Origin of the sequence: Marinobacter sp. ELB17 (assembly GCF_000169375.1) — a bacterium.
Taxonomy (GTDB): domain Bacteria; phylum Pseudomonadota; class Gammaproteobacteria; order Pseudomonadales; family Oleiphilaceae; genus Marinobacter.
In genome coordinates this window covers 42,481-68,011 of record NZ_AAXY01000004.1, presented here as the reverse complement: position 1 = coordinate 68,011, position 25,531 = coordinate 42,481, and the positions used below count along the sequence as shown (strand labels likewise).

Annotated in this window: 22 protein-coding genes; 11 read left to right on the top strand and 11 right to left on the bottom strand. The window is 52.5% G+C overall.

Translation table 11 applies throughout. From position 1 onward, the window contains the following. Nucleotides 1-210 precede the first annotated feature (210 nt). The 4 genes from MELB17_RS06625 (at nucleotide 211) to MELB17_RS06610 (ending at nucleotide 5,360) form a co-directional block, all read left to right on the top strand. On the top strand, nucleotides 211-1,923 hold the full coding sequence (locus MELB17_RS06625; protein WP_007349397.1) for a type I restriction-modification system subunit M: 1,713 nt from the start codon (nucleotides 211-213) through the stop codon (nucleotides 1,921-1,923). Continuing rightward, nucleotides 1,913-3,346 carry a restriction endonuclease subunit S gene (locus MELB17_RS06620; protein ID WP_198136456.1) on the top strand — a complete coding sequence of 478 codons (1,434 nt, stop codon included), beginning with the start codon at nucleotides 1,913-1,915 and terminating at the stop codon, nucleotides 3,344-3,346. The genes MELB17_RS06625 and MELB17_RS06620 overlap by 11 nt, the downstream gene beginning before the upstream one ends. Further along, a complete protein-coding gene (locus MELB17_RS06615) occupies nucleotides 3,339-4,523 on the top strand; it encodes a DUF4268 domain-containing protein (RefSeq protein WP_007349395.1) in 1,185 nt (394 codons plus the stop codon). Before MELB17_RS06620 ends, MELB17_RS06615 begins: the two co-directional genes overlap by 8 nt. 75 nt (nucleotides 4,524-4,598) lie before the next feature. Next, entirely contained in the window at nucleotides 4,599-5,360 is a 762-nt protein-coding gene (locus tag MELB17_RS06610; RefSeq protein WP_007349394.1) for a virulence RhuM family protein, read from the top strand. Nucleotides 5,361-5,495: 135 nt separating this feature from the next. Here the strand turns inward: MELB17_RS06610 and MELB17_RS06605 are convergent, their stop codons facing one another. After that, nucleotides 5,496-8,006, bottom strand: a complete 2,511-nt coding sequence (locus MELB17_RS06605; RefSeq protein ID WP_007349393.1) for a S8 family peptidase — start codon at nucleotides 8,004-8,006, stop codon at nucleotides 5,496-5,498. 14 nt (nucleotides 8,007-8,020) lie between these two features. Then, entirely contained in the window at nucleotides 8,021-9,028 is a 1,008-nt protein-coding gene (locus MELB17_RS06600) for an AAA family ATPase (protein ID WP_036183940.1), read from the bottom strand. Between the two features lie 252 nt (nucleotides 9,029-9,280). Between MELB17_RS06600 and MELB17_RS06595 the strand changes: the two genes are divergently transcribed. The 4 genes from MELB17_RS06595 (at nucleotide 9,281) to MELB17_RS23625 (ending at nucleotide 13,723) form a co-directional block, all read left to right on the top strand. Beyond that, nucleotides 9,281-12,472 carry a type I restriction endonuclease subunit R gene (locus tag MELB17_RS06595; RefSeq protein WP_007349391.1) on the top strand — a complete coding sequence of 1,064 codons (3,192 nt, stop codon included), beginning with the start codon at nucleotides 9,281-9,283 and terminating at the stop codon, nucleotides 12,470-12,472. Nucleotides 12,473-12,476: 4 nt separating this feature from the next. Further along, nucleotides 12,477-13,136, top strand: a complete 660-nt coding sequence (locus MELB17_RS06590) for a hypothetical protein (RefSeq protein WP_007349390.1) — start codon at nucleotides 12,477-12,479, stop codon at nucleotides 13,134-13,136. Beyond that, the gene (locus MELB17_RS24495) at nucleotides 13,136-13,273 is read left to right on the top strand and encodes a hypothetical protein (protein ID WP_007349389.1); all 138 of its coding nucleotides are present in this window, start codon (nucleotides 13,136-13,138) and stop codon (nucleotides 13,271-13,273) included. The genes MELB17_RS06590 and MELB17_RS24495 overlap by 1 nt, the downstream gene beginning before the upstream one ends. A 288-nt stretch (nucleotides 13,274-13,561) precedes the next feature. Then, nucleotides 13,562-13,723: an NYN domain-containing protein gene (locus MELB17_RS23625; protein WP_227498833.1), complete on the top strand. Its 162-nt coding sequence runs from the start codon at nucleotides 13,562-13,564 to the stop codon at nucleotides 13,721-13,723. Between the two features lie 223 nt (nucleotides 13,724-13,946). Here MELB17_RS23625 and MELB17_RS06580 read toward each other — a convergent pair whose 3' ends face one another. Genes MELB17_RS06580 through MELB17_RS24965 form a run of 3 tightly spaced genes read right to left on the bottom strand, consistent with a single transcriptional unit; the run spans nucleotide 13,947 to nucleotide 15,767 of the window. Beyond that, nucleotides 13,947-14,693 (bottom strand): HIRAN domain-containing protein, encoded by a 747-nt coding sequence (locus MELB17_RS06580; protein ID WP_007349386.1) that lies wholly within the window; start codon nucleotides 14,691-14,693, stop codon nucleotides 13,947-13,949. 1 nt (nucleotide 14,694) lies between these two features. Beyond that, entirely contained in the window at nucleotides 14,695-15,291 is a 597-nt protein-coding gene (locus MELB17_RS24970; RefSeq protein WP_007349385.1) for a hypothetical protein, read from the bottom strand. Beyond that, complete coding sequence (locus tag MELB17_RS24965; RefSeq protein WP_198136455.1) at nucleotides 15,219-15,767, bottom strand: hypothetical protein; 549 nt, start codon at nucleotides 15,765-15,767, stop codon at nucleotides 15,219-15,221. The genes MELB17_RS24970 and MELB17_RS24965 overlap by 73 nt, the downstream gene beginning before the upstream one ends. A 269-nt stretch (nucleotides 15,768-16,036) precedes the next feature. Here MELB17_RS24965 and sstT point away from each other — a divergent pair, with 269 nt between their 5' ends. Then, on the top strand, nucleotides 16,037-17,263 hold the full coding sequence (gene sstT / locus MELB17_RS06565; protein ID WP_007349383.1) for a serine/threonine transporter SstT: 1,227 nt from the start codon (nucleotides 16,037-16,039) through the stop codon (nucleotides 17,261-17,263). Between the two features lie 48 nt (nucleotides 17,264-17,311). After that, entirely contained in the window at nucleotides 17,312-17,848 is a 537-nt protein-coding gene (locus MELB17_RS06560; RefSeq protein ID WP_007349382.1) for a shikimate kinase, read from the top strand. A gap of 10 nt (nucleotides 17,849-17,858) precedes the next feature. Here MELB17_RS06560 and MELB17_RS06555 read toward each other — a convergent pair whose 3' ends face one another. From MELB17_RS06555 to MELB17_RS24960, 6 genes are all read right to left on the bottom strand, one after another. After that, nucleotides 17,859-18,488 (bottom strand): hypothetical protein, encoded by a 630-nt coding sequence (locus MELB17_RS06555; RefSeq protein WP_007349381.1) that lies wholly within the window; start codon nucleotides 18,486-18,488, stop codon nucleotides 17,859-17,861. 81 nt (nucleotides 18,489-18,569) lie between these two features. Beyond that, entirely contained in the window at nucleotides 18,570-20,264 is a 1,695-nt protein-coding gene (locus tag MELB17_RS06550; RefSeq protein ID WP_007349380.1) for a methyl-accepting chemotaxis protein, read from the bottom strand. 164 nt (nucleotides 20,265-20,428) lie between these two features. Continuing rightward, nucleotides 20,429-20,857, bottom strand: a complete 429-nt coding sequence (locus MELB17_RS06545) for a PAS domain-containing protein (RefSeq protein WP_007349379.1) — start codon at nucleotides 20,855-20,857, stop codon at nucleotides 20,429-20,431. A gap of 89 nt (nucleotides 20,858-20,946) precedes the next feature. Beyond that, nucleotides 20,947-22,152 (bottom strand): chromate efflux transporter, encoded by a 1,206-nt coding sequence (gene chrA, locus MELB17_RS06540; protein ID WP_007349378.1) that lies wholly within the window; start codon nucleotides 22,150-22,152, stop codon nucleotides 20,947-20,949. Between the two features lie 62 nt (nucleotides 22,153-22,214). Next, on the bottom strand, nucleotides 22,215-23,774 hold the full coding sequence (locus MELB17_RS06535) for an FAD-binding domain-containing protein (RefSeq protein WP_007349377.1): 1,560 nt from the start codon (nucleotides 23,772-23,774) through the stop codon (nucleotides 22,215-22,217). 113 nt (nucleotides 23,775-23,887) lie between these two features. Further along, a complete protein-coding gene (locus MELB17_RS24960; RefSeq protein WP_007349376.1) occupies nucleotides 23,888-24,043 on the bottom strand; it encodes a hypothetical protein in 156 nt (51 codons plus the stop codon). Nucleotides 24,044-24,247: 204 nt separating this feature from the next. On the opposite strand from MELB17_RS24960, the gene MELB17_RS06530 reads away from it, so the two are divergent. Further along, nucleotides 24,248-25,450 (top strand): M24 family metallopeptidase, encoded by a 1,203-nt coding sequence (locus MELB17_RS06530; protein ID WP_007349375.1) that lies wholly within the window; start codon nucleotides 24,248-24,250, stop codon nucleotides 25,448-25,450. Nucleotides 25,451-25,531: the final 81 nt, after the last annotated feature.

Here is a 25,531-nt window from a genome sequence, read left to right as displayed (position 1 = left end):
GTCGGTATGGCTGGAAGCCATCTGCACGCGTTATATTTAGACCAGACCGCCAGCGCCTCACTGGCCGGGATGCCAATTGCGGCAAGTTCCCACTTCCTCTAAGCTCCCTAATTAATGTTTCCAAATCTGCCTGCCACAGCGACATTTAACGTCGCACCAATGCGTTATCCTGAACAAAATCGAACGATCGAAATACCCACGAGGGGCACAATGCACAACACTGAACAGCAATTCCTCAAGGCTCTGGACGACAAACTCTGGAAAGCCGCTGACAAGCTCCGTGCCAATCTGGACGCCGCCAACTACAAGCACGTAGTTCTTGGACTTATCTTTCTCAAGTACGTGTCTGACGCCTTCGAGGAGCGCCAGGAAGAGTTGCTGGAGTTGTTCAAGACCGACAGCGACGACAACATTTATTACCTGCCCCGGGAAGACTTCGACGACGAGAAATACCAGCAGGCGCTAATTGAAGAGCTGGAGGTATTAGATTACTACCGCGAAGCCAACGTGTTCTGGGTACCCAAACCGGCCCGCTGGAACACCCTCAAAGAAAAAGCCGTTCTACCCGTAGGCACTGTTCTCTGGCAAGACGATGTTGGCGGTGATGTAAAACTGCGCTCCGTCTCCTGGCTGATAGACAACGCACTGGAAGACATCGAGAAGAGCAACACAAAGCTCAAAGGCATTCTGAACCGAATCAGCCAGTACCAGCTCGACAACGACAAATTGCTAGGTCTGATCAACACCTTCTCCGACACATCTTTCACCAAGCCGATCTTTGAAGGCGAAAAACTGGAGCTGCAAAGCAAAGACATCCTCGGCCATGTGTACGAATACTTTCTGGGCCAGTTCGCCCTCGCCGAAGGCAAGCAGGGCGGCCAGTATTACACGCCGAAAAGCATCGTCACCCTGATTGTGGAAATGCTACAGCCCTATTCCGGCCGCGTGTACGACCCCGCCATGGGTTCGGGCGGATTTTTCGTTTCCAGTGACAAATTTATTGAACAACACGCCAGCGAACAGCACTACGACGCTGCCGAACAGAAAAAGCACATTTCGGTATACGGACAGGAATCCAACCCCACGACCTGGAAGCTGGCTGCCATGAACATGGCCATCCGGGGCATCGACTTTAACTTCGGCAAGAAAAACGCCGACACCTTCCTGGACGACCAACACCCAGACCTGCGTGCCGATTTTGTGATGGCCAACCCGCCCTTTAACATCAGGGACTGGTGGAACGAATCCCTGACAGAAGACGCCCGCTGGAAATACGGCACGCCGCCCAAAGGCAACGCCAACTTTGGCTGGCTGCAACACATGCTGCACCACCTGGCACCGACCGGCAGCATGGCGTTACTGCTGTCCAACGGCTCCATGAGCTCCAACACCAACAACGAAGGCGAGATCCGCAAACGCCTGGTGGAAGAAGACCTGGTGGAATGCATGGTCGCCCTGCCCGGCCAACTGTTCACCAACACCCAAATCCCGGCCTGTATCTGGTTTTTAACCAAAGACAAAGCCAACGGCGCGATACGCAACGAAAAGAAACGCGGCCGTCAGAAAGAATTGCTATTCATCGACGCCCGCAACCTCGGTTTTATGCGTGACCGGGTTCTCCGAGACTTCACAAATGAAGACATCGCCAAGATCGCCGACACCTTTCACGCCTGGCAGCGCGGCGAAAATTACGAAGATGTGGCTGGCTTCTGCAAATCCGTCAGCTTGGACGAGATTAAAAAACATGATTTTGTGCTGACTCCGGGGCGCTATGTTGGCGCGCAGGAACTCGAAGACGATGGCGAGCCGTTTGCTGAGAAGATGGCACGGTTGACCGGGCAGCTGCGGGAGCAGTTTGCCGAGAGTGAACGATTGGAGACGAGTATCAAGCGAAACTTAGGGGGTCTGGGATATGAGTTCTAAGCGACCTCTGATCAGTTTACGGATGGCTGGTATTAGCCTCATTGATTGCGATCATAAAACACCAAAAGCCCAAGAGCAGGGGCGCCCTTATGTCGGTATTCCTCAGCTAAAAGATGGGCGGATAACTCTTAACGGTGCACGACTCATTTCTGAAGAGGATTTTCATCATTGGCGAAGAAAGACTAAGCCTACGCCTGATGATGTTGTCCTTTCACGGCGGTGCAATCCTGGTGAGTCCTCCTATGTTCCAAATGCTCTAGAATTTGCGTTAGGTCAGAATTTAGTTTTATTGCGCTCTGACGGCACTAAGATTTACCCACCATTTTTAAGATGGCTAACGCAAGGAACTCAATGGTGGTCTCAAGTCAATATGTACATCAACGTCGGGGCTGTTTTTGATAGTTTGAAATGCGCTGACATACCAAAATTTGAAATTTATCTTCCGGAATTAAATGAACAAAAGCGAATCGCTGAAACCTTAGGTGGACTAGACGGCAAGATTCAAATCAACCACAAAATCAACCAAACCCTCGAACAAATGGCCCAGGCCCTCTTCAAAAGCTGGTTTGTCGATTTCGAGCCGGTCAAAGCCAAGGTCGCCGCACTGGAAGCCGGCGGCAGCGAGGAAGACGCCCTGCTCGCTGCCATGCAGGCCATTGCCGGCACTTCTCTGTTTGGTGCCGACGCATCCGCCACAGGTGCTGAAGAACAACTAGCCCGCCTCCAGGCCGAACGGCCCGAACAATACGCCGAACTCCGCGCCACCGCCGAGCTGTTTCCGTCGGTTATGCAGGATAGTGAGCTGGGGGAGATTCCGGAAGGATGGAGTTATTCCTCGATCTACGAATTAGCCGATGTCATTTACGGAGCTGCGTTTAAATCCAAACTTTTTAATAATGTTGGCGATGGCACTCCATTAATCAGAATTCGGGATCTAAAGAATGAAAAACCGGGAGTATCTACTCCTGAGGAGCACCCCAAGGGATACCTTGTCCAGAACGCAGACCTACTCGCAGGAATGGATGGTGAGTTCAAGCCATACATTTGGGGAGGCGGATTGGCTTGGATGAATCAGCGGGTTTGTTGTTTTAAGCCGAGAAAAGGCTACTCGGTTTCCTTAATCAAAGGCTTTATCGAGCCCCAACTCAGGTCACTGGAGCTTACTGCTTCGGCAACTACGGTGATCCATTTGGGTAAAGGCGATATCAACAGGTTCGAATTTATAAACGCTGGTTCTGCTCTCTTTGAAGCCTACTCAAAAATTACGCAGAGCTTGGTTGAACAGATTGTTATAAACAAGACGTCAGCCCGCACATTAGAGCATCAAAGAGACGCCCTTCTGCCCAAACTCCTCTCCGGCGAACTGTCCGTTTCAAATACCCAAAATCAGCCGGCCGACACCTTGGAAGCAGCTGATGTTTAAAATCGACGCAGCCGCCAACCGAATAAAGCCTCTGGAAGTAAAACGCTTCACTGACCTAGGCTTCACTGAGCGCAAACACCTGCAAGAATGGCTGGAAAACTACCCCCAGGCGCTGTCTCCGGGCGAAGGTGACGAACTACTGATCATTCAGAAGGAATTCGATGGCTTCGACGACACCCGCGAGCGGTTGGATCTGCTGGCCGTCGACAAAGACGGCAACCTCGTCATCATCGAAAACAAACTCGATGACAGTGGCCGCGATGTGGTTTGGCAGGCGCTGAAATACGCCAGTTACTGCGCCAACCTGAAAAAGCAGCAGGTAGTTGAGATTTTTCAGCGCTACCTCAACCAAAAAGCTCAGTTGGAAGGCGCAGAACCCGCCAATGCTGAAAAGGTGCTGTTGGAGTTTCTACAAGCGGATGATTTACAGTCTGTGCAGCTGAACACCCTGAAAAGCCAGCGCCTGATTCTGGTAGCCGCCCACTATCGTAAAGAAGTCACCAATACCGTGCTATGGCTTAGCCAGTTCGGCGTTATTTGCCAGTGTTTCAAGGTAACGCCCTACCAGGCCGGCGCAGAACTTTTCCTGAACGTGGAGCAGATAATCCCCACGCCAGAAGCGGCAGACTTCATGATCGGCATGATGGCCAAAGAAGCCGAGGAAAAAAGCGCCAGCCACGAGCAGCTAAATCGCCACCGGCTGCGACTGGCCTTCTGGGAACAAGCACTGGAAGCATTCAGCCACAGCAACTGTAGCCTCTATAACAATATCAGCCCTGGAAAGGATCACTGGTTATCCGCCGGTTCTGGTTTGTCCGGCATGGTATTCAGCATAATCTTTGGCAAAAGCGAGGTTCGTGTCGAGTTTTCTATGGCCCGCTCCCAGGCTGCTGCCAACCAGTTTGTATTCAACCGACTGGAAGCCCAGAAAGAGAAAATCGAAGTCAGCTTTGGCGCCGCGCTTATCTGGCTGCCGCTACCCGACCGTAAAGCCTGTCGAATCCAGTACAGCAAGCCGGTAGATGGTTATGACAAAGCCAACTGGCCAGAGATGATTCAATGGTTGACTGAGCACATGACTCGGCTGGAGCAAGCCCTGAGCGGCCCGCTGGAGAAGATTAAGCAGGATTTGAAAACCACAGACCTGAACAAGGAACCGGTTCAGGATGGGGAATAACTCCGGAATCTCTGATAGCTTTGGATTTCGCGAGCCATATGCTTCGCCAAAAGGAACTCTAGACAAGGAAATGTCATGACTGAACAACAAATACGGATTTTCACCTCAAACGATGGCCAGGCTCACCTGGAAGTGGCACTAGATCAAGAAACTGCCTGGCTCAGCCTAGATCAGATGACCGGCTTGTTCGACCGGGATAAATCGGTGATCTCCCGCCATATTGGCAATGTATTCAAGGAAGGTGAGCTCGACAGAAGTTCAGTTGTTGCAAAAAATGCAACAACTGCCGCCGATGGCAAAACCTACCAAGTCGATTACTTTAATCTGGATGTAATCATCTCTGTAGGCTACCGCGTAAAATCCCAGCGTGGTGTGCAGTTTCGTAAGTGGGCAACCGGTGTACTCAAAGACCACCTGGTTCAAGGCTACACCCTCAACCAGCGCCGGCTCACCGAGCGCGGCATAGAGTTCGAACAGGCCGTTAACCTGCTAAGCCGTACCCTAACTAATCAAGGATTGGTTTCCACCGAAGGCGAAGCCGTTGCCCGAGTCATCAGTGACTACGCCCGTTCGTGGAGCCTGTTGCAGGGCTACGACGAACAGCGATTGGCCGAAGTGGGTATCAAGCAACTTGATATGCAGCCAGTGGAGTTGGACGAAGCACTGACGGCCATTGGCGAGCTGAAGCAAACCTTGATTGCCAAGGGCGAGGCCACCGAACTGTTCGGCCAGCTACGCGGGGATGGCCTTACATCAGCCCTTGCTACCATAGAACAGGGCTTCGGTGATGAGCTGTTCTACCCGAACATCGCCACCCGCGCCGCTCATCTGCTCTAATTTGTAATAAAACCACCCGGAATTCGATAACTGCCCAAACCCAGCAAATCGTACTCGCCGGATTAAAACAGTTAATTGAATTTTACTCCGGCGATAACGCTTGCATGCTTCGGTGTTACAAGACTGCTCAAGACATCAAACCTCAATCAGAACCTTCACTTGATTCTCAATAGCGGTATAGAGCTCAACATCAATATCTGGAGCAAGAACTGAAATAATCAGAGAGTAATTCGCTATCTGATTATACTTTTCAAGTTTTTGCCTGGTTTTCCACCAACCACTTACTGGATAAACAGCTAGCACCCCTCGGCTGGCAAGATCAGCTGCACTTCCGCGCCAAATGTCTGTATGTACGCTTCCTCGGTGCCGATTACTGGGCCCAACCAACCAATGCGGGTCGTTTCCAGTGGTGGTGGAACTACCCTCGTCAGCATCTTGTGCAGCAGCATTAATGCGGCTACGAAATGCATCGTCGCCTTCGTCCGGTCGTTTCACCTCAAATCGTAAGCCATGCGACTCATAACGATACCGCGACTTTACGCCGCGTGCAGAGGGGTTGGGCTCGATGAAGTAAGATAGTGTGACCCTCATCTCGACTTCCACTTGACCAAGAGCTTCCAGCTCATCCAAAGGCCAAGGCAACCTATGCAAATTCATGTCTCGCAGCGTAGGAGCTTTGCTACCGTCTCGCTTAAACGGATACAAAGCATCTTCGCAGATCAATGTCAGCGAATTTTCGACGCTCCATAAAGCACGCTCCAAATCCGGTTCGCCAAATCCACAATGCCGAATGAGACGTGCGACATCACTTTTGTTAGGGCGAGCCGGATTGGGGAGCCACTGCCGTTTCATAGTTGCAGTCCAGTCCGCCGAGTGAACCATTAATCCCCGAATGGTTTCAGCACGTAACTCTGGATATTCGGCCATTATCTGAGCAGCCAGGCGCGCGGCGAGCGCAGTCGCAGCACTGGTTGCATTTGTCGTAGTAAAACTTTTGGTGGTTGGTTCGGAGTTGGTAGTTAACAGGCTCAGACTTGCCATAGTTGACGCATAAGGCCTTTCGTACATGTGAGTAACTGCCGCATTTCCACCCTCAAAAACGATGTCAGGCTTGTAGGGCCAGAAACCCGCCCAGGCTTGGGATGTCGTGCTGAATGGGCTCAAGCTTCCGGCTGGAGCGACCGGAGAATAATCAATCGTATCTGGCTCGGTAATATTAACCAGGTTAGTACTAGCGCCTACGGTGATTGCGTTCCAAGCTTGCCCTGGGTCGTGCACCCCGTCCGTCGTATTACTGTCCGGGTAGTTGATCCATAAATTCGGGTCATCAACATTTCCAGCAGAAATACAAAACAACCTATGGCTCTCGCCTTGATTATCATAATCTACAGCCAGCCGATCAATAGTGGCCGACCATGCAGAAGGCCGCCCTCTATCACGGGAGTCCTTTGCTGTCACAGACATACTAAAAACCCGGAGACGATGAGGCGCTGTAATCTCTGGTCGCCCAATAGCTTGAGTCGTTAGATATCCGTGATGCTCCGGATCACCGCCATTGGAATGATTGTTTTTAAGCAGCTTGACGGACTCAAGGCGGTGACGCGAATTAACCGGATTCGAGGATGATAAAACTGGAGTTAGATTACCAAGCAAAGCAAGTCCAGCCATCTCAGTTCCATGGCCATTTCCATCATCAACACCCCAACCAGGTTCAACTGTATGGCAATCCTCTATAGAAAGCCCTCTGGCAAGAAGAGGATGTCCTTGATTTATACCGGTATCCAGCACACAAACGTGTGGCACTCCCGCGCCAGCTTCAGGCATCGTCAGGCGTGATAGCAGTTCCTGTGTCCACTCCGACTGTTCGGAGGTTGGCAGAGAGTCAAAGAAATCTGCAGTTTCTTTAGCCCGCCTTAATTCTGCAATGCAGTTGAGGGTAAGCATGGAGCGCTGCATCTGATCAAGGGAGCCCTGAACCAAGAGTATTGTGCGCTCTGGGAACTCTATCTGCCCCTTTGCCACCCGGAACCTTAAGCCTTCTGCCAACCCCCTAAATTGCGCAACGATTCCAAACCGATCACCGCGCAAAGGCAACCAAACTTCCCACCAAATCACTTCCTCAGACTCTATGGGGAAAGCTTTTGGGTCGTCAGTCCAAAGTGATCTGACACTGGCTTTTCGTATGCCTTGAATCGCATCAATCAATATCTGGTTTTTAGGAGCACCGCTAGCGTTGCTCTTTCTCAGATAGTCGGAAATTTTGCTCTCAAGAAGATGCAGTTTGCCATCGGGAACGAAAACCGTCGCAAATGTTTTGCAGTCCTCGTGCCGAACATTTAGCAATTCGATCTTCGACCGCTCAACTGCCAAACGCTCAAAAGCCAATTCAATATCCGGAAAGCTCTCGAATTCAATTTGCAGCCCAAAACCATCTTCCAATCCCGCCTCCCCTTGGAGTTCTCGCGCGCTCTGAATATCGGCTTTGAGTACTTCGACCTGTTGCAGAAGGCTTTGCCCGTGCGACTGGCGATTCCGCCTCGGAATTTCGTTTCCGTCACCACCACCTCCCCGACGACGAAAACTTTCAGTTTCCCCTGACTTTTTAAATACAAAATGATGTTTTGGCTGGCGTTCTCTATCGGCCATGAATTACTACTTCCTTATAGAAATTCTTTCCCACTAAATCGAGCCTTGGACTGTTTGCGCTCATCTAGGGCATATCGTATGTCAGCAAATCCAGTCGAATCTTTACCTTCGATTAACGCTGATTTTAAGGCGTCATCACACGCTCTTACAATTTCTGCGTAGCTGAGGCCTCGGGCGTTCTCCGCAAGCTGCTTCCATGAGATGCTCGACCGACCGTGACTTGCTAAGCGTGATCTCAGCAATTCTGTCGTCTTCGTCTCATCCGGAAGCTCATAATACAAAATATCGTCGAAGCGCCGAAACAAGGCATGATCCAATATTTCGGGATGGTTGGTTGCGGCGACTATGAGGCTATGAGAGTCATCTTGCTCAATCATTTGCAGAAAGCTGTTAAGAATTCGCCTTATTTCACCAACATCATTAGCAAGACTTCGCTGTGATCCGATAGCATCGAATTCATCAAAAAAATATACACCACGAGCTGTAGCGGTCAAATCGAATACCTGACGAAGTTTCGCCGCAGACTCACCCATGTATTTCGTAATAAGTCCATCAAGCCGGACTTGATATAAAGGCAAACCCAACTCCCCCGCCAAAACGGAAGCAGTTAGAGTCTTCCCTGTGCCCGGAGGACCTACCAGAAGCATCTTACGCCGCGGAGCGAGCCCGTGTGCCAGCAATCGTGATGCTTGGCGTTGCTCTCGAACAACCCTCTTCAATTGGTAATCTAAGCGGTCATCGAGGACCATCTCTCCTAGGCGGTTCTTCGGGAAGGACGCACTAAGTAAGCCAGCAAGCTCCCCCGTTGGTCGGCCAATGGGAACAGTCTTCTCTTGATCTTTGGAAATCTTACCGCGCTGCAACTTCGCTTTATCAACGAGGTTCCTGAGCTCTTCTGCTAGCTTACCATGGCCGATCTTCGCCTCATGGGCGGCCAGTTGAATAGCGACAGAATAGAACCTTTCCTCATCTCCCTCAAGATGAGATTTAACTAGGGCTTTCAATTGGTTAGCACTGGCCATACTTAGATCCTCCAACGCCATCATACGTCACTGAGACTCACCGGAACACTCCCAAGAAAACAAACGACAAAATTGGCTTGTAACAATGTCAACTTTACCTCAACAATTCGGTTATGCATGATCTATGGCTCAAGTAAACTATATTCACCATAATCAAAAGCAATTCAAGTAGAAACTCGGCTAACCGCTGTGAAAGTTAGCAACCCCCACTGACAGCCCCCTGCATTTAATATGGAAACAAGGTAGTACAGAATGACTGAAGATCAGCTGGAACAGCAATGCCTGGAGTGGTTCGCTGAGGGCGGCTGGGAGATTGCCCACGGGCCTGATCTGGCACCGGATGGCCCATCACCGGAACGAGCCGATTACCGGCAAGTGTTGTTACTGGCTGATCTTGAGGCGGCCATCCGTCGCATTAACCCTCACCTGCCCCAGAGTGCCGTGGAGCAAGCGGTGGACGTGGTGCGCAAACCGCAGAGCCTGGATGTGGCGATCAGCAACCGCGCCTTTCATCGACTGCTGCTGGATGGCGTACCGGTTGAATATAAGCTGCTCAGAGCGTCGGATAGCGAATCCGACAGGATAATTCACGATCAGGCGTTTCTGGTGGACTTCGGTGACGTGACCGTCAACCGCTTTCGCGCCATCAACCAGTTCACCCTCGAAGGTTCCAAGCAGCTTCGCCGGCCCGATATTATTTGCTTCATTAACGGCCTGCCGCTGGCGGTGCTGGAACTGAAAAGCCCCGGCGCCGAGAATGTGAATATCTGGGATGCTTTTAACCAGATTCAGACCTATAAAGACGAAGTCACCGACCTGTTCGCCTACAACGAAGCCGCTATCATTAGTGATGGCTACCTTGCCCGCGTGGGCTCGCTCACCGCCAGCCAGGAGCGTTACATGCCCTGGCGCACAATCAAAGACGAAGATGACAAGCCGCTATTAGAATGGCAGCTGGAAACCATGGTGCGCGGCTTTTTCAACCGTGAGCTGTTCCTGGATTACATCCGTTACTTTGTAATTTTCGAAACCGATGCCGAAAAACTAATCAAGAAGATTGCCGGCTACCACCAATTCCATGCCGTGCGTGAAGCAGTGCGGGCCACGGTGGTTGCCGCCCAGGATATGAGTGGCGGTGGCATCGGCGAAAAACGCGCCACTTACGGTGACGAAGTAGTGCCCGGCAGCAAGAAAGCCGGCGTGGTATGGCATACCCAGGGTTCTGGCAAAAGCATTTCTATGTGCTGTTACGCCGGCAAGCTGCTGCAACAGCCAGAAATGAACAATCCCACCTTGGTTGTGGTCACTGACCGCAACGACCTTGACGGCCAGCTTTTTGCCACCTTCAGCGCCGCCAAAGAACTGCTTAAACAGGAACCAGTGCAGGCAGAAGACCGGGATACATTACGCCAACTGCTGGCGGAACGAGAATCCGGCGGGATCATCTTCACCACGGTGCAAAAGTTTGCTTTGCTGAATGACGAAAGCGGCCACCCGATTCTGAACGACCGGCACAACATCGTGGTGATCTCCGACGAAGCCCACCGCAGCCAGTACGGCCTGAAAGCCACCCTGAAGAAAGACGGCACCTATAAGTTCGGCTACGCCCGCCACATGCGCGACGCCTTGCCCAATGCGTCATTCATCGGCTTTACCGGCACCCCCATCGAAAACGAAGACAAAGACACCCGCGCCGTGTTTGGCGACTACGTGTCCATCTACGATATTCAGGATGCCGTGGACGATGGCGCAACCGTCCCCATCTACTACGAATCCCGCCTGGCCAAACTGGATATTAACCACGACGCCATTGAGGCGCTATCTGACCAGGTGGAAGAAGTCGTTGAAGATGACGAAGACCTTGGCAGCCGGGAGAGAACCAAGGGCGAATGGAGCCGGCTAGAAAAACTGGTAGGCGCCGGCCCCCGCCTGACGCAGGTAGCCGAAGATTTGGTGAAGCACTTCGAGACTCGCAACAGCACCATCGAAGGCAAGGCCATGATTGTCGCCATGAGCCGCGAGATTGCAGCCCACCTGTATAACGAACTCGTCGCCCTTCGCCCGGAGTGGCACAACGATGACCCAGAGAAAGGCGCTATCAAGGTTGTCATGACCGGTTCCGCTGCCGACCGAGCCTTGCTGCAGCCGCACATCCACAACAAGAAAACCAAGAAACGGCTGGAAAAGCGTTTCAAGGACGTAAACGACCCGCTCAAGCTGGTGATCGTGCGGGATATGTGGCTGACCGGTTTCGACGCGCCCTGTTGCCACACCATGTATGTGGACAAGCCCATGAAGGGCCACAACCTGATGCAGGCCATTGCCCGGGTAAACCGCGTATTCAAAGACAAGCCCGGCGGCCTGGTAGTGGACTACATCGGCATTGCCAACGAACTCAAGCAGGCCCTGAAAACCTACACCGATGCCAAAGGCAAAGGCTCGCCCACCCATAGCGCAGAAGAGGCTTTCGCCTTACTGCTGGAGAAGCTGGACATCATCCACGGTATGTTCGCACCCGGCCCCAAAGGCAAAGGGTTCGACTACTACTGTTTTGAAGGTCAGGGCTTTGAAACAGAGCCCCACAAATTGCTGGTACCCACCGCCAACTACATTCTAGGCCTGGACGACGGTAAGAAACGCTTTTTGGATACCGTGCTGGCCATGAATAAGGCTTTCTCGCTGTGCGCCACGCTGGATGAAGCCCAAGTGCTGCAAAAAGAAGTGGCCTTTCTGTCCCAGGTGAAAACCGCCATTACCAAGTTCACCAGCGTAGACAAGAAGCTAACCGAGGAAGACAAAAAATCTGTTCTAAAACAGATCCTGGATAACGCGCTGATAGGCGGTGGCGTAACCGACGTGTTCGCTCTATGCGGCCTGGACAAGCCCAATATCGGCCTGCTCTCTGAGGAGTTTCTGGAAGACGTTCGGCAGATGCCCTACAAAAACTTCGCCGTCGAGTTGCTGGAAAAGCTGCTGAACGACGACATCAAAGCCAAGACCCGCAACAACGTGGTGCAGGAGAAGAAGTACGCTGACCGCTTGCAAGAAACCCTGCGCAAGTACAACAACCGGGGCATTGAAACGGCCCAAGTCATCGAAGAGCTGATCGCACTCGCCAAACAGTTTCAGGCAGAAATGGAGCGGGACGCAGCCCTTGGTCTGAACCCGGACGAAATAGCCTTCTACGATGCCCTGGCCAGCAACGAAAGCGCCGTGCGGGAGCTGGGTGATGAGATTCTGAAGAAGATCGCCGTAGAGATTACCGACAAACTGCGCAAATCCACCACCGTGGACTGGCAGGTACGGGAAAGCGTGCGGGCCAAACTGCGAATTCTGGTGCGCAGAACTCTGCAACGCTACAAGTACCCACCGGACAAAGCGCCGGCGACGATTGAGTTGATTATGGAGCAAGCGGAAGCACTATCAAATCACTGGACAGGATGAAGTAATGCATTACTACACGGAAAACTTTGATAGCAAGCTGGACTCTATTGAAGTCTACAATCGATACCCGTTACTGAAACCCTTCGTTGGCTCTGAATACGGGACTATTTACCCCAAAATACTTTTAATTGCGGAGAGCCACTATCTTCCGCGCGAAAGCACAGTGCATATCGATGCAGCAAGCTGGTACGCGGGATCAGAAGAAAACTTAAACCCTGAAGAGCAAAAGTGGATGCGCACCAGGGGTATTCTGAATAAATCTCTTCATGGCTGGAAAGCTCCAGGGCACGCTATTTACCGCCAGCTTGAGTCTGCCTTGATGAAGGCAGGTCTTCCGGCAAACGACAGCGTGTTTCGTCAGATCGCGTTTATGAACGCTTTCCAGAGGCCGGCCAAGACTGGCGCTTCTATTAAAAACTCAAATCTGGACGTTGAAATTGCCGTGACTACTGTCGATCAGGTAATCAAAGCCATTCAACCAGATCACGTTGTGTTTGTTTCAACCAAGGCAAAAAGAACCGTAGGCAAGCGCCTGGAGCAGAATTCAAAAGGAGTGCACCACCCTGCCAGCCCATGGTGGAATAGAAAGCAGAATGGCATAAGTAGCAAGCAATGCTTTATTGAGCTGATATCCGGATATGTGAACGCAAAAGAGGAAACCTGATGACTTATGACACAAGTTTTGATCAGGCCCGTCTGGATCAATTAGCTGGCCAACACCTTAAAAATAGTAACATCACTGGCCGCGTACTTTTCTGCAGTGAGTCTGAGGACAACCAGATCGACTATGCCACCTGGTAGTTTGAGGACAAGGACCAAACGGCTCTGAAAGGGTCAGGTTTCAAACTGCATTTGATGGAGTTGCTCAACATACTTCTTGTCTACCGCGCCCAGCAAAACCAACTTAACACCAGCCAGGGCATGGTTAATGTCGATGGAGGCCAACTCTCGATTGAGTGGCTTCCCAAGTCAGATGTTGAAGCTTTACGAAATGGCTAAAATCGCGGCAAAGTAACTTTACTCTAGGAACTAGCCAAATTTGGCGCCGTAAACGTCTGCCATGCCCACGGAAACTGTAACGGCCCACAGCTGGGCGGTTGGATTGAAAAGCTGCATGCCAATGCCATTCAACCAGTTCAGCAGTTCGCCTACACCACAGGAAAGAACGCTACAGACGCCTCCATGATCATCGATGCCATGGACCTTCTGTATAGCGGAAATGTCGATGCTTTTGCGCTGGTGACCGGTTGAAATCACCACACCCACTTTGCTGATGGCGACATTGGCATCGCCGGCTTGAAAAACACCTGGAACTATTTCCAGTTCAGCATTCATCGAAGAAGTTGGTACTAAGCGATATGGGAGTTAGAGAAGATTGAAAAGATTGGTGTAGGCAGGAAATAAAAACCCCAGCGTAGATTGCGGTTGTCAGCAACCAAGAGGCCAGGGTCGTATTAAGGATTATATGAACAACTCAGGCTTGCAGCCTCAGGGGACTACTCGGCATCATCAACCCATTATGGTGAATGATTTGTGTCAGCACATAAACAAGTGGTCGGGCGGGCGTGCCGTTGGAGCGGAACACTTCTCCGGTTAAATCAGCACCGCCTGAAAGCATACGATTTAACATAGTGAGATGGCCCCTGGGCACATATCCCAGCTTACATCCCTTGCTTTCCATCCGAATTGCACTCGAGTCCACCGGGTTATTCGGCTCAGGAACGAATTGAACCTCATCGCCAGCTTGCAGCTCCGAAACTTCAAGTTCGGCCTCATGTCGGAATCCCGCGACTTCAATCAACACCTCAAAAGCCGCCGGTGGCTCATCGAAGGGGTGCACAAGCTCAAAACCGTCGTCCGGCAACTTGGCACCACTGTAGCCCAACAAGGCAAATTCACTAATGTCGGCGTCAGCCGGAATAGCCCGAAGCTCAAGATAACGGCTAAAATCTCGCCTGGTGCGCGGTGGCAGGCGGCGCGTGAACGCTTCCATCACTTGATGACGGTGCTCTACCTGCTTCAGCGGAAAGGCCGGATAACCTTGGAACCCTACCTCTTTGGCGCAAGCAATCTCAGTTCCAACACTGTACTGGAGTACCACATGGCCACCTTGCTTTACCAATTGCCCCACACGATACCGGGAGCGCTTTTGACTCTCTCGTGCCTGCCAAAAAAGCAGCAGTCGTTGTGGTTCAACCAGATGTTCAATCAAGCGGGCCATGTCAGTTCTCCAGCGCCTGCAGTAGACGCTCCCTCCTTCGCAGTGTAAGAAAAGCAACGAACTCAGCGCGCTGCTGAGTAAATGGATGAGGAAGGTCAAAGCGCGTTAAGTTGTGCAGCATTGCCACCAACTCATCCTCGCACACTCCCACGAGCCGTTCTATTAGTATTGGCCTAATCTCCGGGAAATGCTCACAATACCGAACAATTCCTTGAATTGACGGTAAACGCCGTTCGTCACCCAACGACCAGCGCATCTGGTGCTCCCCTCTTCGTAGATAGGCGTTAAACTCGTTTGGATCACGCACCATGCGTTGCATTTTCTCGGGTTGCAACTCATGGCCGAGACTGGTTCCGTTGTCAAAATATGGTGCAAACCTCGCGGTAGGGCCGTCTTCCGCCCAAATCAGACCCCAGTTCTCTTGATGCCTGTCGGTATTACCAATTAAGGCATCAAAACAAAGACCTAGCCCCCAATAAAGTCGCCAATCATGAGAGAGCCATCCGCCTCGCTCCAGTACACGGCTTAATGTAATGATAGTGGATAGATTGTGTCGCTTGCCTTTCTCCCGATCGTAGTCAGGAATGCGGCGTTGCATGTAGTCTCCGCCTGGGAAAAACGCTCATCGTTTTCGTCGTTGTATCCTAAAAACCATTCGTTTACGGTTCCCGGCTCATCACTGAGCGAATCAATTGCTACAAAAACAGGAGGTAAAGTCAGACCCATCAATCGACCAACACGAAAAGCGATGACCTCGGCCCAATACTGATCAGGATATCTCGGTTGATTTGGATTCTTGGCGCTTTTTATCGCCTCTTTGAACAGGTAACGATGCCCGGCCAGGCAGAAGTCGAATGGGGCAGGGTCTGGAGAAACGCGCAACGACTTGTCGCGAGCACCAACCGGAAAAACTTCGTAGTCTTGGTGGATATCCCAGCCCGCAATATCAATTACCTGCCCAGGCTCTTGCCAAACATCCTTTCTGTCAATCATCTTTATAAAGCCCGCACAAAACAAAAAATCCCACAGCAGCTTCACCGCAAAGCGGACCCCAAGGTTGGGGCCATTCTGCAAATAACCTTAAACCCACTCGACTAAGCTCGCAACCGTTACCTTCGTCACATCTGTCCACACCATAGCCGGCTATGGAACCGCAATCTGATAGACCAGCTCAAAAACCGTCCTCAGGCGGAGGACCAGACTCTCAACATGTATGTTAACTTTGCGTTGCCATAGCCCTGCCAGATGTCTACTGTGGCGGCGACCCATTTGCCGGCTCGACCACTTTCCCAATCGCCAACCGAATCATTGTCCGTTTTTCAAAATCACACCCTGAGGTTTTCATGTTTTCTGGATTGAGCTTTGTTTTCCGATCAGTGATGCGGCTGAGTCTTGTTTCTCAGATTGCCCTCGGCATTGCAGCCGGTGTTTTGCTGGTCATAGTATCGCCAGAGACTGCGAGCTCTTTTGCGCTTCTCGGTCAGCTATTCGTCTCGGCATTGAAAGCCGTGGCGCCTGTGTTGGTTTTTGTACTGGTAGCTGCAGCTATCTCAGGACACAAACAGGGGCAGCCCACCCATATCCGCGGGGTATTGGTTCTTTATATAACAGGCACTCTTGCCGCTGCGATAGTTGCAGTGGTGGCCAGTTTTCTGATGCCGACCGAGCTAACCCTGGACCTGACTGGCGTGACTGGCAATCCGCCTTCGGGTGTTGGCGAAATTCTGACAAATTTGTTACTCAGCGCTGTCGCCAATCCTGTAACGGCACTGATGGAAGCCAACTTCATCGCCATACTGGCATGGGCGATTGGTCTTGGTTTTATGTTGCGTAACGCCAGCGAGGCCACGCGCCAGGGCCTTAACGACCTTTCTGACGCTGTCTCCGGAATTGTTCGTGGCGTTATTCGCCTTGCGCCTTTAGGCATTTTCGGGCTTGTTGCCACTACGCTGGCAGAGGCGGGCCTGGGTGCTTTGCTGGAGTATGGCCAGCTGCTTGGGGTTATTGTCGGCTGCATGGTGTTTGTAGCGCTGGTGACGAATCCGTTACTGGTGTTCTGGCAGATTCGCAGCAACCCTTACCCACTGGTGTTCGAATGTTTGCGCGGCAGCGCTATCACCGCTTTTTTTACCCGCAGCTCGGCAGCTAACATCCCCGTTAATCTTGCGCTGTGTGAGCGAATGAAGCTGGATCCAGACACCTACTCGATTTCTATCCCGCTGGGCGCAACTATCAACATGGCCGGTGCCGCTATTACCATTTCGGTGATTACCCTGGCTACGGCGAATACACTTGGCATCCCCGTTGATTTTCCCACCGCGCTGATTCTTTGCGTGGTCTCGGCCCTGGCGGCTTGCGGTGTTTCCGGCGTCGCCGGCGGCTCGTTGCTTTTAATTCCTCTGGCAACCAGTCTTTTTGGGGTGCCCATTGAAGTTGCCATGCAGGTGGTCGCTATTGGCTTCGTGATCAGCGTGGTGCAAGATTCCACTGAAACAGCCCTTAACTCTTCCACCGACGTGCTGTTCACCGCGACAGCCTGTCGACGGGCAGAAGCGCGGCAAAAAGGCTGAGCTTTGAAGATTGAAGGTTGAGCGGTCTCGTAAATCAGGGTGTACGACATGCTAGAAAAGTCCCAGAACCTCGTTTTTGTTGGTATGCCCGGCAGCGGTAAAAGCACGGTAGGCGTGCTGGCTGCCAAGAAACTCGGACTGGGGTTTATTGACACCGATTTATTGATACAACAAGAAACCGGTCGTACGCTTCAGCAGATCGTTGATCAGGATGGCTACGTTGCCTTGCGCAAGGCAGAGGAACAGGTGCTGTTGCACTTGAGTGTGCAACAGCACGTTATCAGCACGGGTGGCAGCGCCGTCTATAGTGACGCAGCTATGAGGCACCTCAAGACCGGAGCCACCGTTGTCTTTCTCGATATCGCTCTGGATACCGTGTTTGCGAGGATTGGTGACTATAGCTTGCGGGGTATTTCAAAAAGGCCTGAACAATCGCTTTTGGAGCTTTTTAAGGAGCGATCCGCCCTGTATTCCCGCTATGCCGATCTGACAATTCGGGGCGATGCCCTGAACCACGATCAGGTTTGCGACGCTCTGATAACTGGCCTGGGCAATATTAAAAACCTGGCGGCCCCAAACCGCTAAGTCGCTGGTGTCACGGCACCATGTCATCTGGATCGACTAATCCAAGTTCAAGTCCGACGGTGTAAAAACCGGTGACCGAAAACTCACTGATTTCGCTGGACGTGTGGGCAACCGTAATACCTCGACACAGGTGCGAGCACGCGGCCTTGGTCACTTCCTGCAACAACGCAAAATCACGGAAGTAGTCTTTTAGCGGGTTTTCACCCAGAGCTTTACGTTTTTGATTCTTCCTGTCGATGCGGTCATCGATTGCCCTTTCCAGACGTTCCATTATTCCTGGCCGGCTATCGTTTAACACATCGACTAGCTGGGAGTATTTAACCTCCAGGATCACATTGTCTCGGTCAGCATTGGGCGAGTGGTACTCAGCGATCTCCTCGTCCAGACAGACAAGACCGCGGGACAAGCCAAATCTGGCAGCAACCAGAGGTGTAATTGCAGAAATACCCCGCTCTTCCAGTGGGTCACCTTGTGTGATGAGGAGCTTTGGTTTTTGTACCTGCTTTCGGTCCCAGTACGACATAAGTCGTTCTGAGACCTCAGCTGCCACAAGAGCAGAATCCCGTGGGTCGTAGCCACCCATTCCCTCAATCACAACAGGATGATACTGGCCGAGAGATAACAGTAAGTCTTGTGTCAACGTTATTCATCCCTACTACACAGCGCTACCAATATAATTTGCGAAGCACTTAATTTTCAACTCACTCTCTATCATTCCCACTCACACGCGGTAACGGCTGACCTGGTCTGACATATCTGCCGCCAGCGCCTTGAGCCTTTGTGTGACCGCTCCAGCCCTACGAGTCCCTTGGGCGGTTTGCTCTGTTATAGCAACGATCTCGTGAACATTCTGATTGATGGTCTCGGAGACGCTGGTTTGCTCCTCGGCGGCACTGGCAATCTGGATGTTCATCTCGTTGATGGTACCAACAGCCTGGTTAATTCTCTTCAGCGCTTCATTCACCTGACGGGTTTCCACGACGGTCGCTTCACTGCGTTCACTGATTGCACCAATCAGCTTCACGGCGTTGCTGGCACCGGTTTGCAGCCGCTCGATCGTCTCTTGAATTTCCTGGGTACTCTTTTGGGTCCGGCTGGCCAGTGTGCGAACTTCATCTGCGACCACCGCAAAGCCTCGGCCAGCTTCGCCGGCGCGCGCAGCCTCTATGGCCGCATTCAGGGCCAGCAGATTTGTCTGATCAGCAATCGCACGAATCACTTCTAAAACACTGTCGACTTTTCGGGAATCCGCGCCCAGTTTTTCAATCACCTTAACGCCTTCCGCAACCTGCTCTGATAAACCGCCGATTACCTCGATGGTCTGATGTACCAGGCCCTGGGCATCCACTACCTGAACGTTGGCACGGTCCGCAGCATCAGACGCTTCACTGGCGTTATTAGCCACTTCCTGTGCTGCAGCCGTCATCTGGTTCATGGCTGTTGCCACCTGATCACTCTCGGATTTTTGACGCTCCACGCCCTGCGTTGACTCCTCCATTACCTGACTCAGTTCTGCAGAGGCTTCGTTCAAAGTACCCGTGGATGAGAGAACCTGCTCAACCAGTCCGTGCACCTGATCCGCAAAGCTGTTAAATGCGATTGCCAACTGACTCAACTCATCTTTGCCATCTATATCCAGTCGACGGGTCAAGTCACCGTCGCCGCTGGCGATATCGTTCATTGCAGATGCCGCGGATTTCAGTGGCCGGATAATGCTACGGACAACAACCAGGGCAAAAAGCCCAATAATAGCCAGCGCAATCAGTGAGGTCGTTACTGAACCAATGACAGCGTTATCCAATGCATCCCCGACTTTGCTGTCCATGGCAGCGACCTGTTCTCCCAGACCGTCTACCCAAAACCCGGTACCAATCATGATATTCCACTGCGGTAGCATCTCTGCGTAACCCAGCTTCGGGGCCACTTTGCCTGTGGCTTCGTTCTGCCACCCATAAGAAACGTAGCCACCGCCGTCAGAAGCCACTTTTACCAGTTCGCGGATCAGGTAGGTCCCATTAGGGTCCTGAAAGTTCCAGAGATTCTTGCCTTCAAGCGCTGGTTTCACGCCATGCATAACGCTCACGCCACTGGTGTCATAGGCGAAAATGTAACCCGGACTTCCGGAGTCATTGAATCTCAGCTGACGCAGTATTTCCCAGGCTTTCTGACGCACATCAGGATCTTCAGCAGAACCGGGCTGGTTATAAAGATGGGCAATTGAGGTACGCGCAAGCTCAATATAGTTTTTCAGCTCCTGACGCTTGCTTAGCTCCATATCGGAGGAAAACCCCGCCACTGCGCTGTCGCCAATACCCCTGGCCTGGTTCAGGTTATACGTGGTCAGAAACGCCGTAAGTACGATTACAGGCAAGAGTGCGAGCAACAGCACACGCGTCTGAATGGTCAGATTTTTCATCGCTGGTAGGTCTTTTGTGTGTGTCAGGGAATAGGCGGAAACTCCCGCCCGCGGCTTTGAAGCGCAATAGTACCGGTTATCCCCTAAATTATCAGTGAGAACACTTCGCGTTTTGTATAGAAGGTGTACAGAAGCAAACTGGAACACATCAAACCAAGGCAGGGCTAGCTTTCAGCCGGCTCCACCACCACAATAATGCGCCTGACCATGCCTTTATTGATTCTTACCGGCAGATAACGTGCTCTCAGCCAAACACCCTGCCCGCTTGCATCAAGATTCAGAAAGCGCCCATTCTGTGCAACGCCAATAACCAGACTTCGCCAGAACACGATGTATTCTTCGCTACGGGTATAGGCGCTCTCGCATAGCACACGGTGATGCTTCCCGGTTAACTCTTCAGCCTTGTATCCCAGCAGCGCAAGGAATGTATCGCTTACCCGGTCAATCAGGCCATCCGGGGTAAGCACCAGAACGGCCAAGGATTCTTTAATGGCCTCGAAATCCGCCTCCAGCTCGATAATCCGCTTTTCGGCAACCTCAAGCTTGTCGAGAGCGGCCCGCAGTTCTTGTTTTTTCTTACCAAAAAATGCCATCAGATAGCCTCTTCATGCAAAAGGAGAGCTTTGGAAAACGGGCGCAGCTGGCGATGTGCGTTAGACGATGCGTGTTAGACGATGTGCGATCAAATGGTGATGAGAATGCCGCCGCTTGCCAAGACAATCACCACCGCCCAAGCCGGTAATTTCCATACGTTTAAAAGAAGAAAGCCGGTCAGTGCCAAGGCAAGTTCGTAAGGGCCCAGAATGGCGCTGGTCCACACCGGCTGATAAAGCGCTGCGCCCAAAATGCCCACCACGGCTGCATTGGCACCACTCATCAATGCCCGCGCGCGACCCCAGCGGCGAAACCGATTCCAGTGCGGCAACACCGCTACCAGCAGCAGCATTCCAGGCAAAAAGATCATAAACAACGCCAGGGCGGCTCCGAACAGGCTACCTCCGAGCGGTGTCATCACTGCGCCCAGATAGGAGGCAAACGTGAACAAAGGCCCGGGCACGGCCTGAGCGGCACCATAACCAGCCAGAAATTCATTCGCCCCAACCCAACCAGATTGCACCACCTCGGCTTCCAGCAACGGCAACACGACGTGACCACCGCCAAACACCAGGGCGCCAGCGCGATAAAAGGCATCCATAACCGCCACAGTGGCTGAAGGGGTAACCCAGGCCAGTAACGGCAGGCCGACCAGCAAGACAACGAAGATGAGCCCCGCCAAGAAGCCAACACGGGCAGAAACAGGTAACAGCAACTCGGGTACATCGTTGTCGGCCTGAGCCCGGCACAGCACCATGCCCGCTAAGGCGCCAATTACGATGGCCGAGACTTGGCCCAGCGAGCCGTTGAACAACACCACGGTGAACACCGCTGCCAGAGCGATGCCGGCACGCTGGCGGTCAGGGCATAAATTGCGCGCCATTCCCCATACCGCATGAGCGACTATCGCCACCGCTGTAACTTTCAGGCCGTGAATGATGCCCTGGCTGACGGGGCCATCAAGCACCCCGGCACCCAAAGCGAACAGCACCAACACAATGGTCGAAGGCAGAGTGAAAGCAGCCCAGGCCGCAGCGGCGCCCCAAGGGCCGGCTCGCATCAGGCCCAGGGCGAAACCTACCTGGCTGCTGGCCGGTCCTGGTAAAAACTGGCACAGGGCGACAAGGTCGGCGTAAGCCTGTTCGGAAAGCCAGCGACGGCGTTCCACAAACTCCGTACGAAAGTAGCCAAGATGGGCAACGGGACCGCCAAAGGAAGTCAGACCCAATAGTAGAAAGGCGCTAAAAACCTCTCTAATGAGCCCTCTACTGTACCGGGGCAGGTTTGTTTTCATAAATCCCTCTCAGTTGCGGCCAGCCGACCACTTTCTCCCTATTAAGAACAGTCACTGCTGATTCAGAACAGTGACTGCTGAAAATCCTGCTTTTGTTCGCTCGACTTCTCCACGGACACTCCCTGGCGGTCTGAATCGCTTCGCCGCAAATCGCTTACCCTGTCTTTGGCTTTTTTTGCCGTTGCCCGATGATCCACAATGGCTTCCGGGTAAGGCATATAACCGCGAATTTCGGCTTGTTTTGACAGCCTGAACGCCGTCTTAGCCAGGTCATGAAGTTCACTGCCGGGCACATCCGCAAGTTCCGGAACCCACTTGCGGATAAAATGCCCGTCAAGATCATGGTCCCTGCCCTGTTTTACCGGGTCATAAACCATAAGCTCGTTGAATTCTGTGGTGCCCGCTATAATCTGATGAATAACGTGATGAATACCTGGCTCGTAATCCAGAAACTCGGTGGCCAGATATTCCGCCACTTTGGTGGTGGGTATCCACAGATTCATAGTGGCGAATGAGACCAGGGTTGCCCGCAGACGCATGTTAATCCAGCCGGTTTGGTTGAGGAACCTCATCGCCGCATCAATATAGGGGAACCCGGTTAGCCCCTGTTTCCAGGCTGTGAAGTGTTGTTCAGATTGTCCTGAAGAAGGCGTTGAAGAATGCGTCAAAGAATGCCCTTCCGAGTAATCTGCCTCGCGGACACCGTTAAACTGCGCCAGCATGCACTGAAATTCCAGCTCGGGACTGGCTTCAAATGTTTGCATATACTGTCGGCGCCAGCTCAACCTATCCAAGTAGAAACGCGCGTTTTCCTGAAACTTACCGAACTGGTCAGCGTTCATCCGGCTGTGCGCGTCGGTTACCACTCGATCCACAGCCTGGAATAGCTCTCTGTCCGACACAATACCGTAAGCCAGATACGTTGATATCCGCGAACAGCCCTGCCAAGCCGTATTCGGGCTGGATATCTGAAACGGGTATTGCTTTAAATACGGAACGGTGAAGAATCGATTTAAATTTTTGATGGCTTGTGACCGCCCGCCCTTCTGCCTCAGCGGTTTGTCGGTTCCAGCGGCTTTTGGTATTGCCTTCGGATCACAAGACGGAAACGGCAGGGGCGCGAATCGCTCGGCTAGGTCGGTGCCAATAGGGTCACGAAGTTTGGATGACACAGAGCAGGCAAAATAAGGCGGGAATAACTCGGGCTTTTGCGACCCTCTGGCAATCCCGTTTTGCGCAAGCTCTAGCAGTTCAACGCCATGGTCGGCACACCAGGCAGCAACCGCTTTATCTCGCTGGAACTGGCTGTTTTGAGTGGTTTCCTGATGGGTCCATATCTTGGTTAGAGGCTGCACCCGGTGGATGCGATCAAGAACATCCACCGTTTCGCCAACAGCCTGAAGCAGCTTGCCTCCAATCGACTGAAAATCGCGATCAAGCTCTTCGAGAGTTTCCTGAATAAATAATTGATGCTGCCTTGAAACATCTGGCTGCTGAATCAGCTCAGGCTCGTGGCAGTAGAGGGGGAGCACTTTCCCCTTCTTGCGGAAGGCTCGCATGCTTTCAAAAAAAGGTTCTGAGTCCTGAAGCCTCAGGTTGCGTTTAAGCCAGAATATCTGCACCCATCAATTCCCGTAAGGCGTTACTCTGCTAATCAAAGGCAGGTCAGAAAATGGATCTGTCTTGCCTCTGAAGCGAAGGACGTTGAAACGGAGGACTTTCGTAAAACAGCCGGTCAGGCAGCCTTGCGAAAATCCTCCATCCTTGTGGTTTTGTCACGGCTGCGACGGTATTTACTTTTGTTCTCCACTACCCGCATCTGGTACTTCGGGGTTCTGAGTTCGCGCTGAACCGCGCTGTGTTTTGTCGGCTGTGCTTTCTTTTTCGCCATCGCTGTTTCTCCATTGGCGGTTTTCGGTTTAACGGTCTAATCATAACACCCTCCGGTTGTTGCGCGGCATATGGGTTATTACGATGAGTCTGTTACGGAGTCAGATTAATTGCCATAGCAATCCAAACCCCCTTTTTTCTTGCAAACTGGACATGAATGAACGACTAATGAGGGCCTGCTTCCGCAACGGCGAGCGATCATTTTATGGATTACCTTACCTACCGCGAAAAACTGCAAAGCCACTTCCCCGAGCCCGTACTGGCGTTCAAGCCGGACGAATACGAGGCAAGGCTCGCCTCTGTTCGTCAGAGGATGGCCGAAGCCGAACTTGACCTGTTACTACTGACCGAAGCCAGCGAACTGTGTTATCTGACCGGCTACACGACCTTCGAGGTCTCGGTCCAGTGCGTGCTGCTAGTCGCGTTTGATAGAACCGTGCTTTTCGTGCCGGCCATTGAGATGGGCCCTGCCGTGTATCTGAGCCGGGTGGACGACGTTATCGGCTACCCATGGCAGGCGCCCGAAACAGTGGCAAGCGATCTGGCTGCTCAGGTGCGCCGCACGGCGGGAAGCACAACACCGCGAATCGGCTTTAACCCCTGGGCGGGCTCTTTTCGGCCGGGACTGCTTTCGGCACTCAAGAACACGTTAGACGCCGCCACATTTATCGATTTCGGCGCACTGATCGATCGTGTTCGACTGGTTAAATCATCCGCCGAACTGGCGTATCTTGCCGAAAGCGCCGCCATTACCAACGCCGGTCTAAACGCAGCAACAGCGGTGATAAAAGCGGGTGTGGCCGACCATGAAATTGCCCGGGCTGGTGCCAGCTCCATGCTGGGGGCCGGCAGCGAATTCATGAGCATGCAGCCGATTGTGACGACTGGCGCGCGCAGCGGAATCATTCATACCAATCATGCGGGTTATGAGGTTGCACGCGGAGATGTAGTGTTCACTGAATTCGGTGCGGTTCGCAAACGCTACACCGCGCCGATGATGCGTACCGCCGTCGTTGGCGAAGCTTCCGCCGAAATTCGTGAATTTCATGCGGTCTGTCTTGAAGTTCTGGCAGCAGTAATGTCGGCCGCGCGCGCCGGGTCAAGCTTCGCCTCGGCAGCCCGCGCAGGCGAGCTCGCGCTAGCGCCAATCGTCGACCGTGCGTTTTTCTCCGGCGTGTTTGGCTACCCGGTCGGCGCGTCATTTCCGCCATCCTGGGTCGCCGGCTCCATGTTTATAACCACAGACAACCCGGCAATTCTGGAGCAAGACATGGTGTTTCATCTGCCAATCTGCCTGCGCAAGCCGGGCGAGTTCGGCGTCGGTTTCAGCGAAACGGTCCGCATTACAGCCACCGGGGCCGAACGCATTACTAAAAATACGCTGTCGCTCAGGGAAATCTTCCTGTGAGGCAACACCGTGTTCCGGTTTCTGCCTTCGTGCCGGTTTCTGCCTTCTTAATAGTACCTTGCAGTGTTCTGGACCGGCATC

Coding starts and splice junctions, on each gene's coding strand:
- MELB17_RS06605 (WP_007349393.1), bottom strand. CDS start 8,006: ATGGCCGATAGAGAACGCCAGCCAAAACATCATTTTGTATTTAAAAAG.
- MELB17_RS06590 (WP_007349390.1), top strand. CDS start 12,477: ATGCATTACTACACGGAAAACTTTGATAGCAAGCTGGACTCTATTGAA.
- MELB17_RS06595 (WP_007349391.1), top strand. CDS start 9,281: ATGACTGAAGATCAGCTGGAACAGCAATGCCTGGAGTGGTTCGCTGAG.
- MELB17_RS06560 (WP_007349382.1), top strand. CDS start 17,312: ATGCTAGAAAAGTCCCAGAACCTCGTTTTTGTTGGTATGCCCGGCAGC.
- MELB17_RS06615 (WP_007349395.1), top strand. CDS start 3,339: ATGTTTAAAATCGACGCAGCCGCCAACCGAATAAAGCCTCTGGAAGTA.
- sstT (WP_007349383.1), top strand. CDS start 16,037: ATGTTTTCTGGATTGAGCTTTGTTTTCCGATCAGTGATGCGGCTGAGT.
- MELB17_RS24495 (WP_007349389.1), top strand. CDS start 13,136: ATGACTTATGACACAAGTTTTGATCAGGCCCGTCTGGATCAATTAGCT.
- chrA (WP_007349378.1), bottom strand. CDS start 22,152: ATGAAAACAAACCTGCCCCGGTACAGTAGAGGGCTCATTAGAGAGGTT.
- MELB17_RS24960 (WP_007349376.1), bottom strand. CDS start 24,043: ATGGCGAAAAAGAAAGCACAGCCGACAAAACACAGCGCGGTTCAGCGC.
- MELB17_RS06530 (WP_007349375.1), top strand. CDS start 24,248: ATGGATTACCTTACCTACCGCGAAAAACTGCAAAGCCACTTCCCCGAG.
- MELB17_RS06580 (WP_007349386.1), bottom strand. CDS start 14,693: ATGGCCCGCTTGATTGAACATCTGGTTGAACCACAACGACTGCTGCTT.
- MELB17_RS06545 (WP_007349379.1), bottom strand. CDS start 20,857: ATGGCATTTTTTGGTAAGAAAAAACAAGAACTGCGGGCCGCTCTCGAC.
- MELB17_RS24970 (WP_007349385.1), bottom strand. CDS start 15,291: ATGCAACGCCGCATTCCTGACTACGATCGGGAGAAAGGCAAGCGACAC.
- MELB17_RS06610 (WP_007349394.1), top strand. CDS start 4,599: ATGACTGAACAACAAATACGGATTTTCACCTCAAACGATGGCCAGGCT.
- MELB17_RS06620 (WP_198136456.1), top strand. CDS start 1,913: ATGAGTTCTAAGCGACCTCTGATCAGTTTACGGATGGCTGGTATTAGC.
- MELB17_RS06550 (WP_007349380.1), bottom strand. CDS start 20,264: ATGAAAAATCTGACCATTCAGACGCGTGTGCTGTTGCTCGCACTCTTG.
- MELB17_RS06600 (WP_036183940.1), bottom strand. CDS start 9,028: ATGGCCAGTGCTAACCAATTGAAAGCCCTAGTTAAATCTCATCTTGAG.
- MELB17_RS06625 (WP_007349397.1), top strand. CDS start 211: ATGCACAACACTGAACAGCAATTCCTCAAGGCTCTGGACGACAAACTC.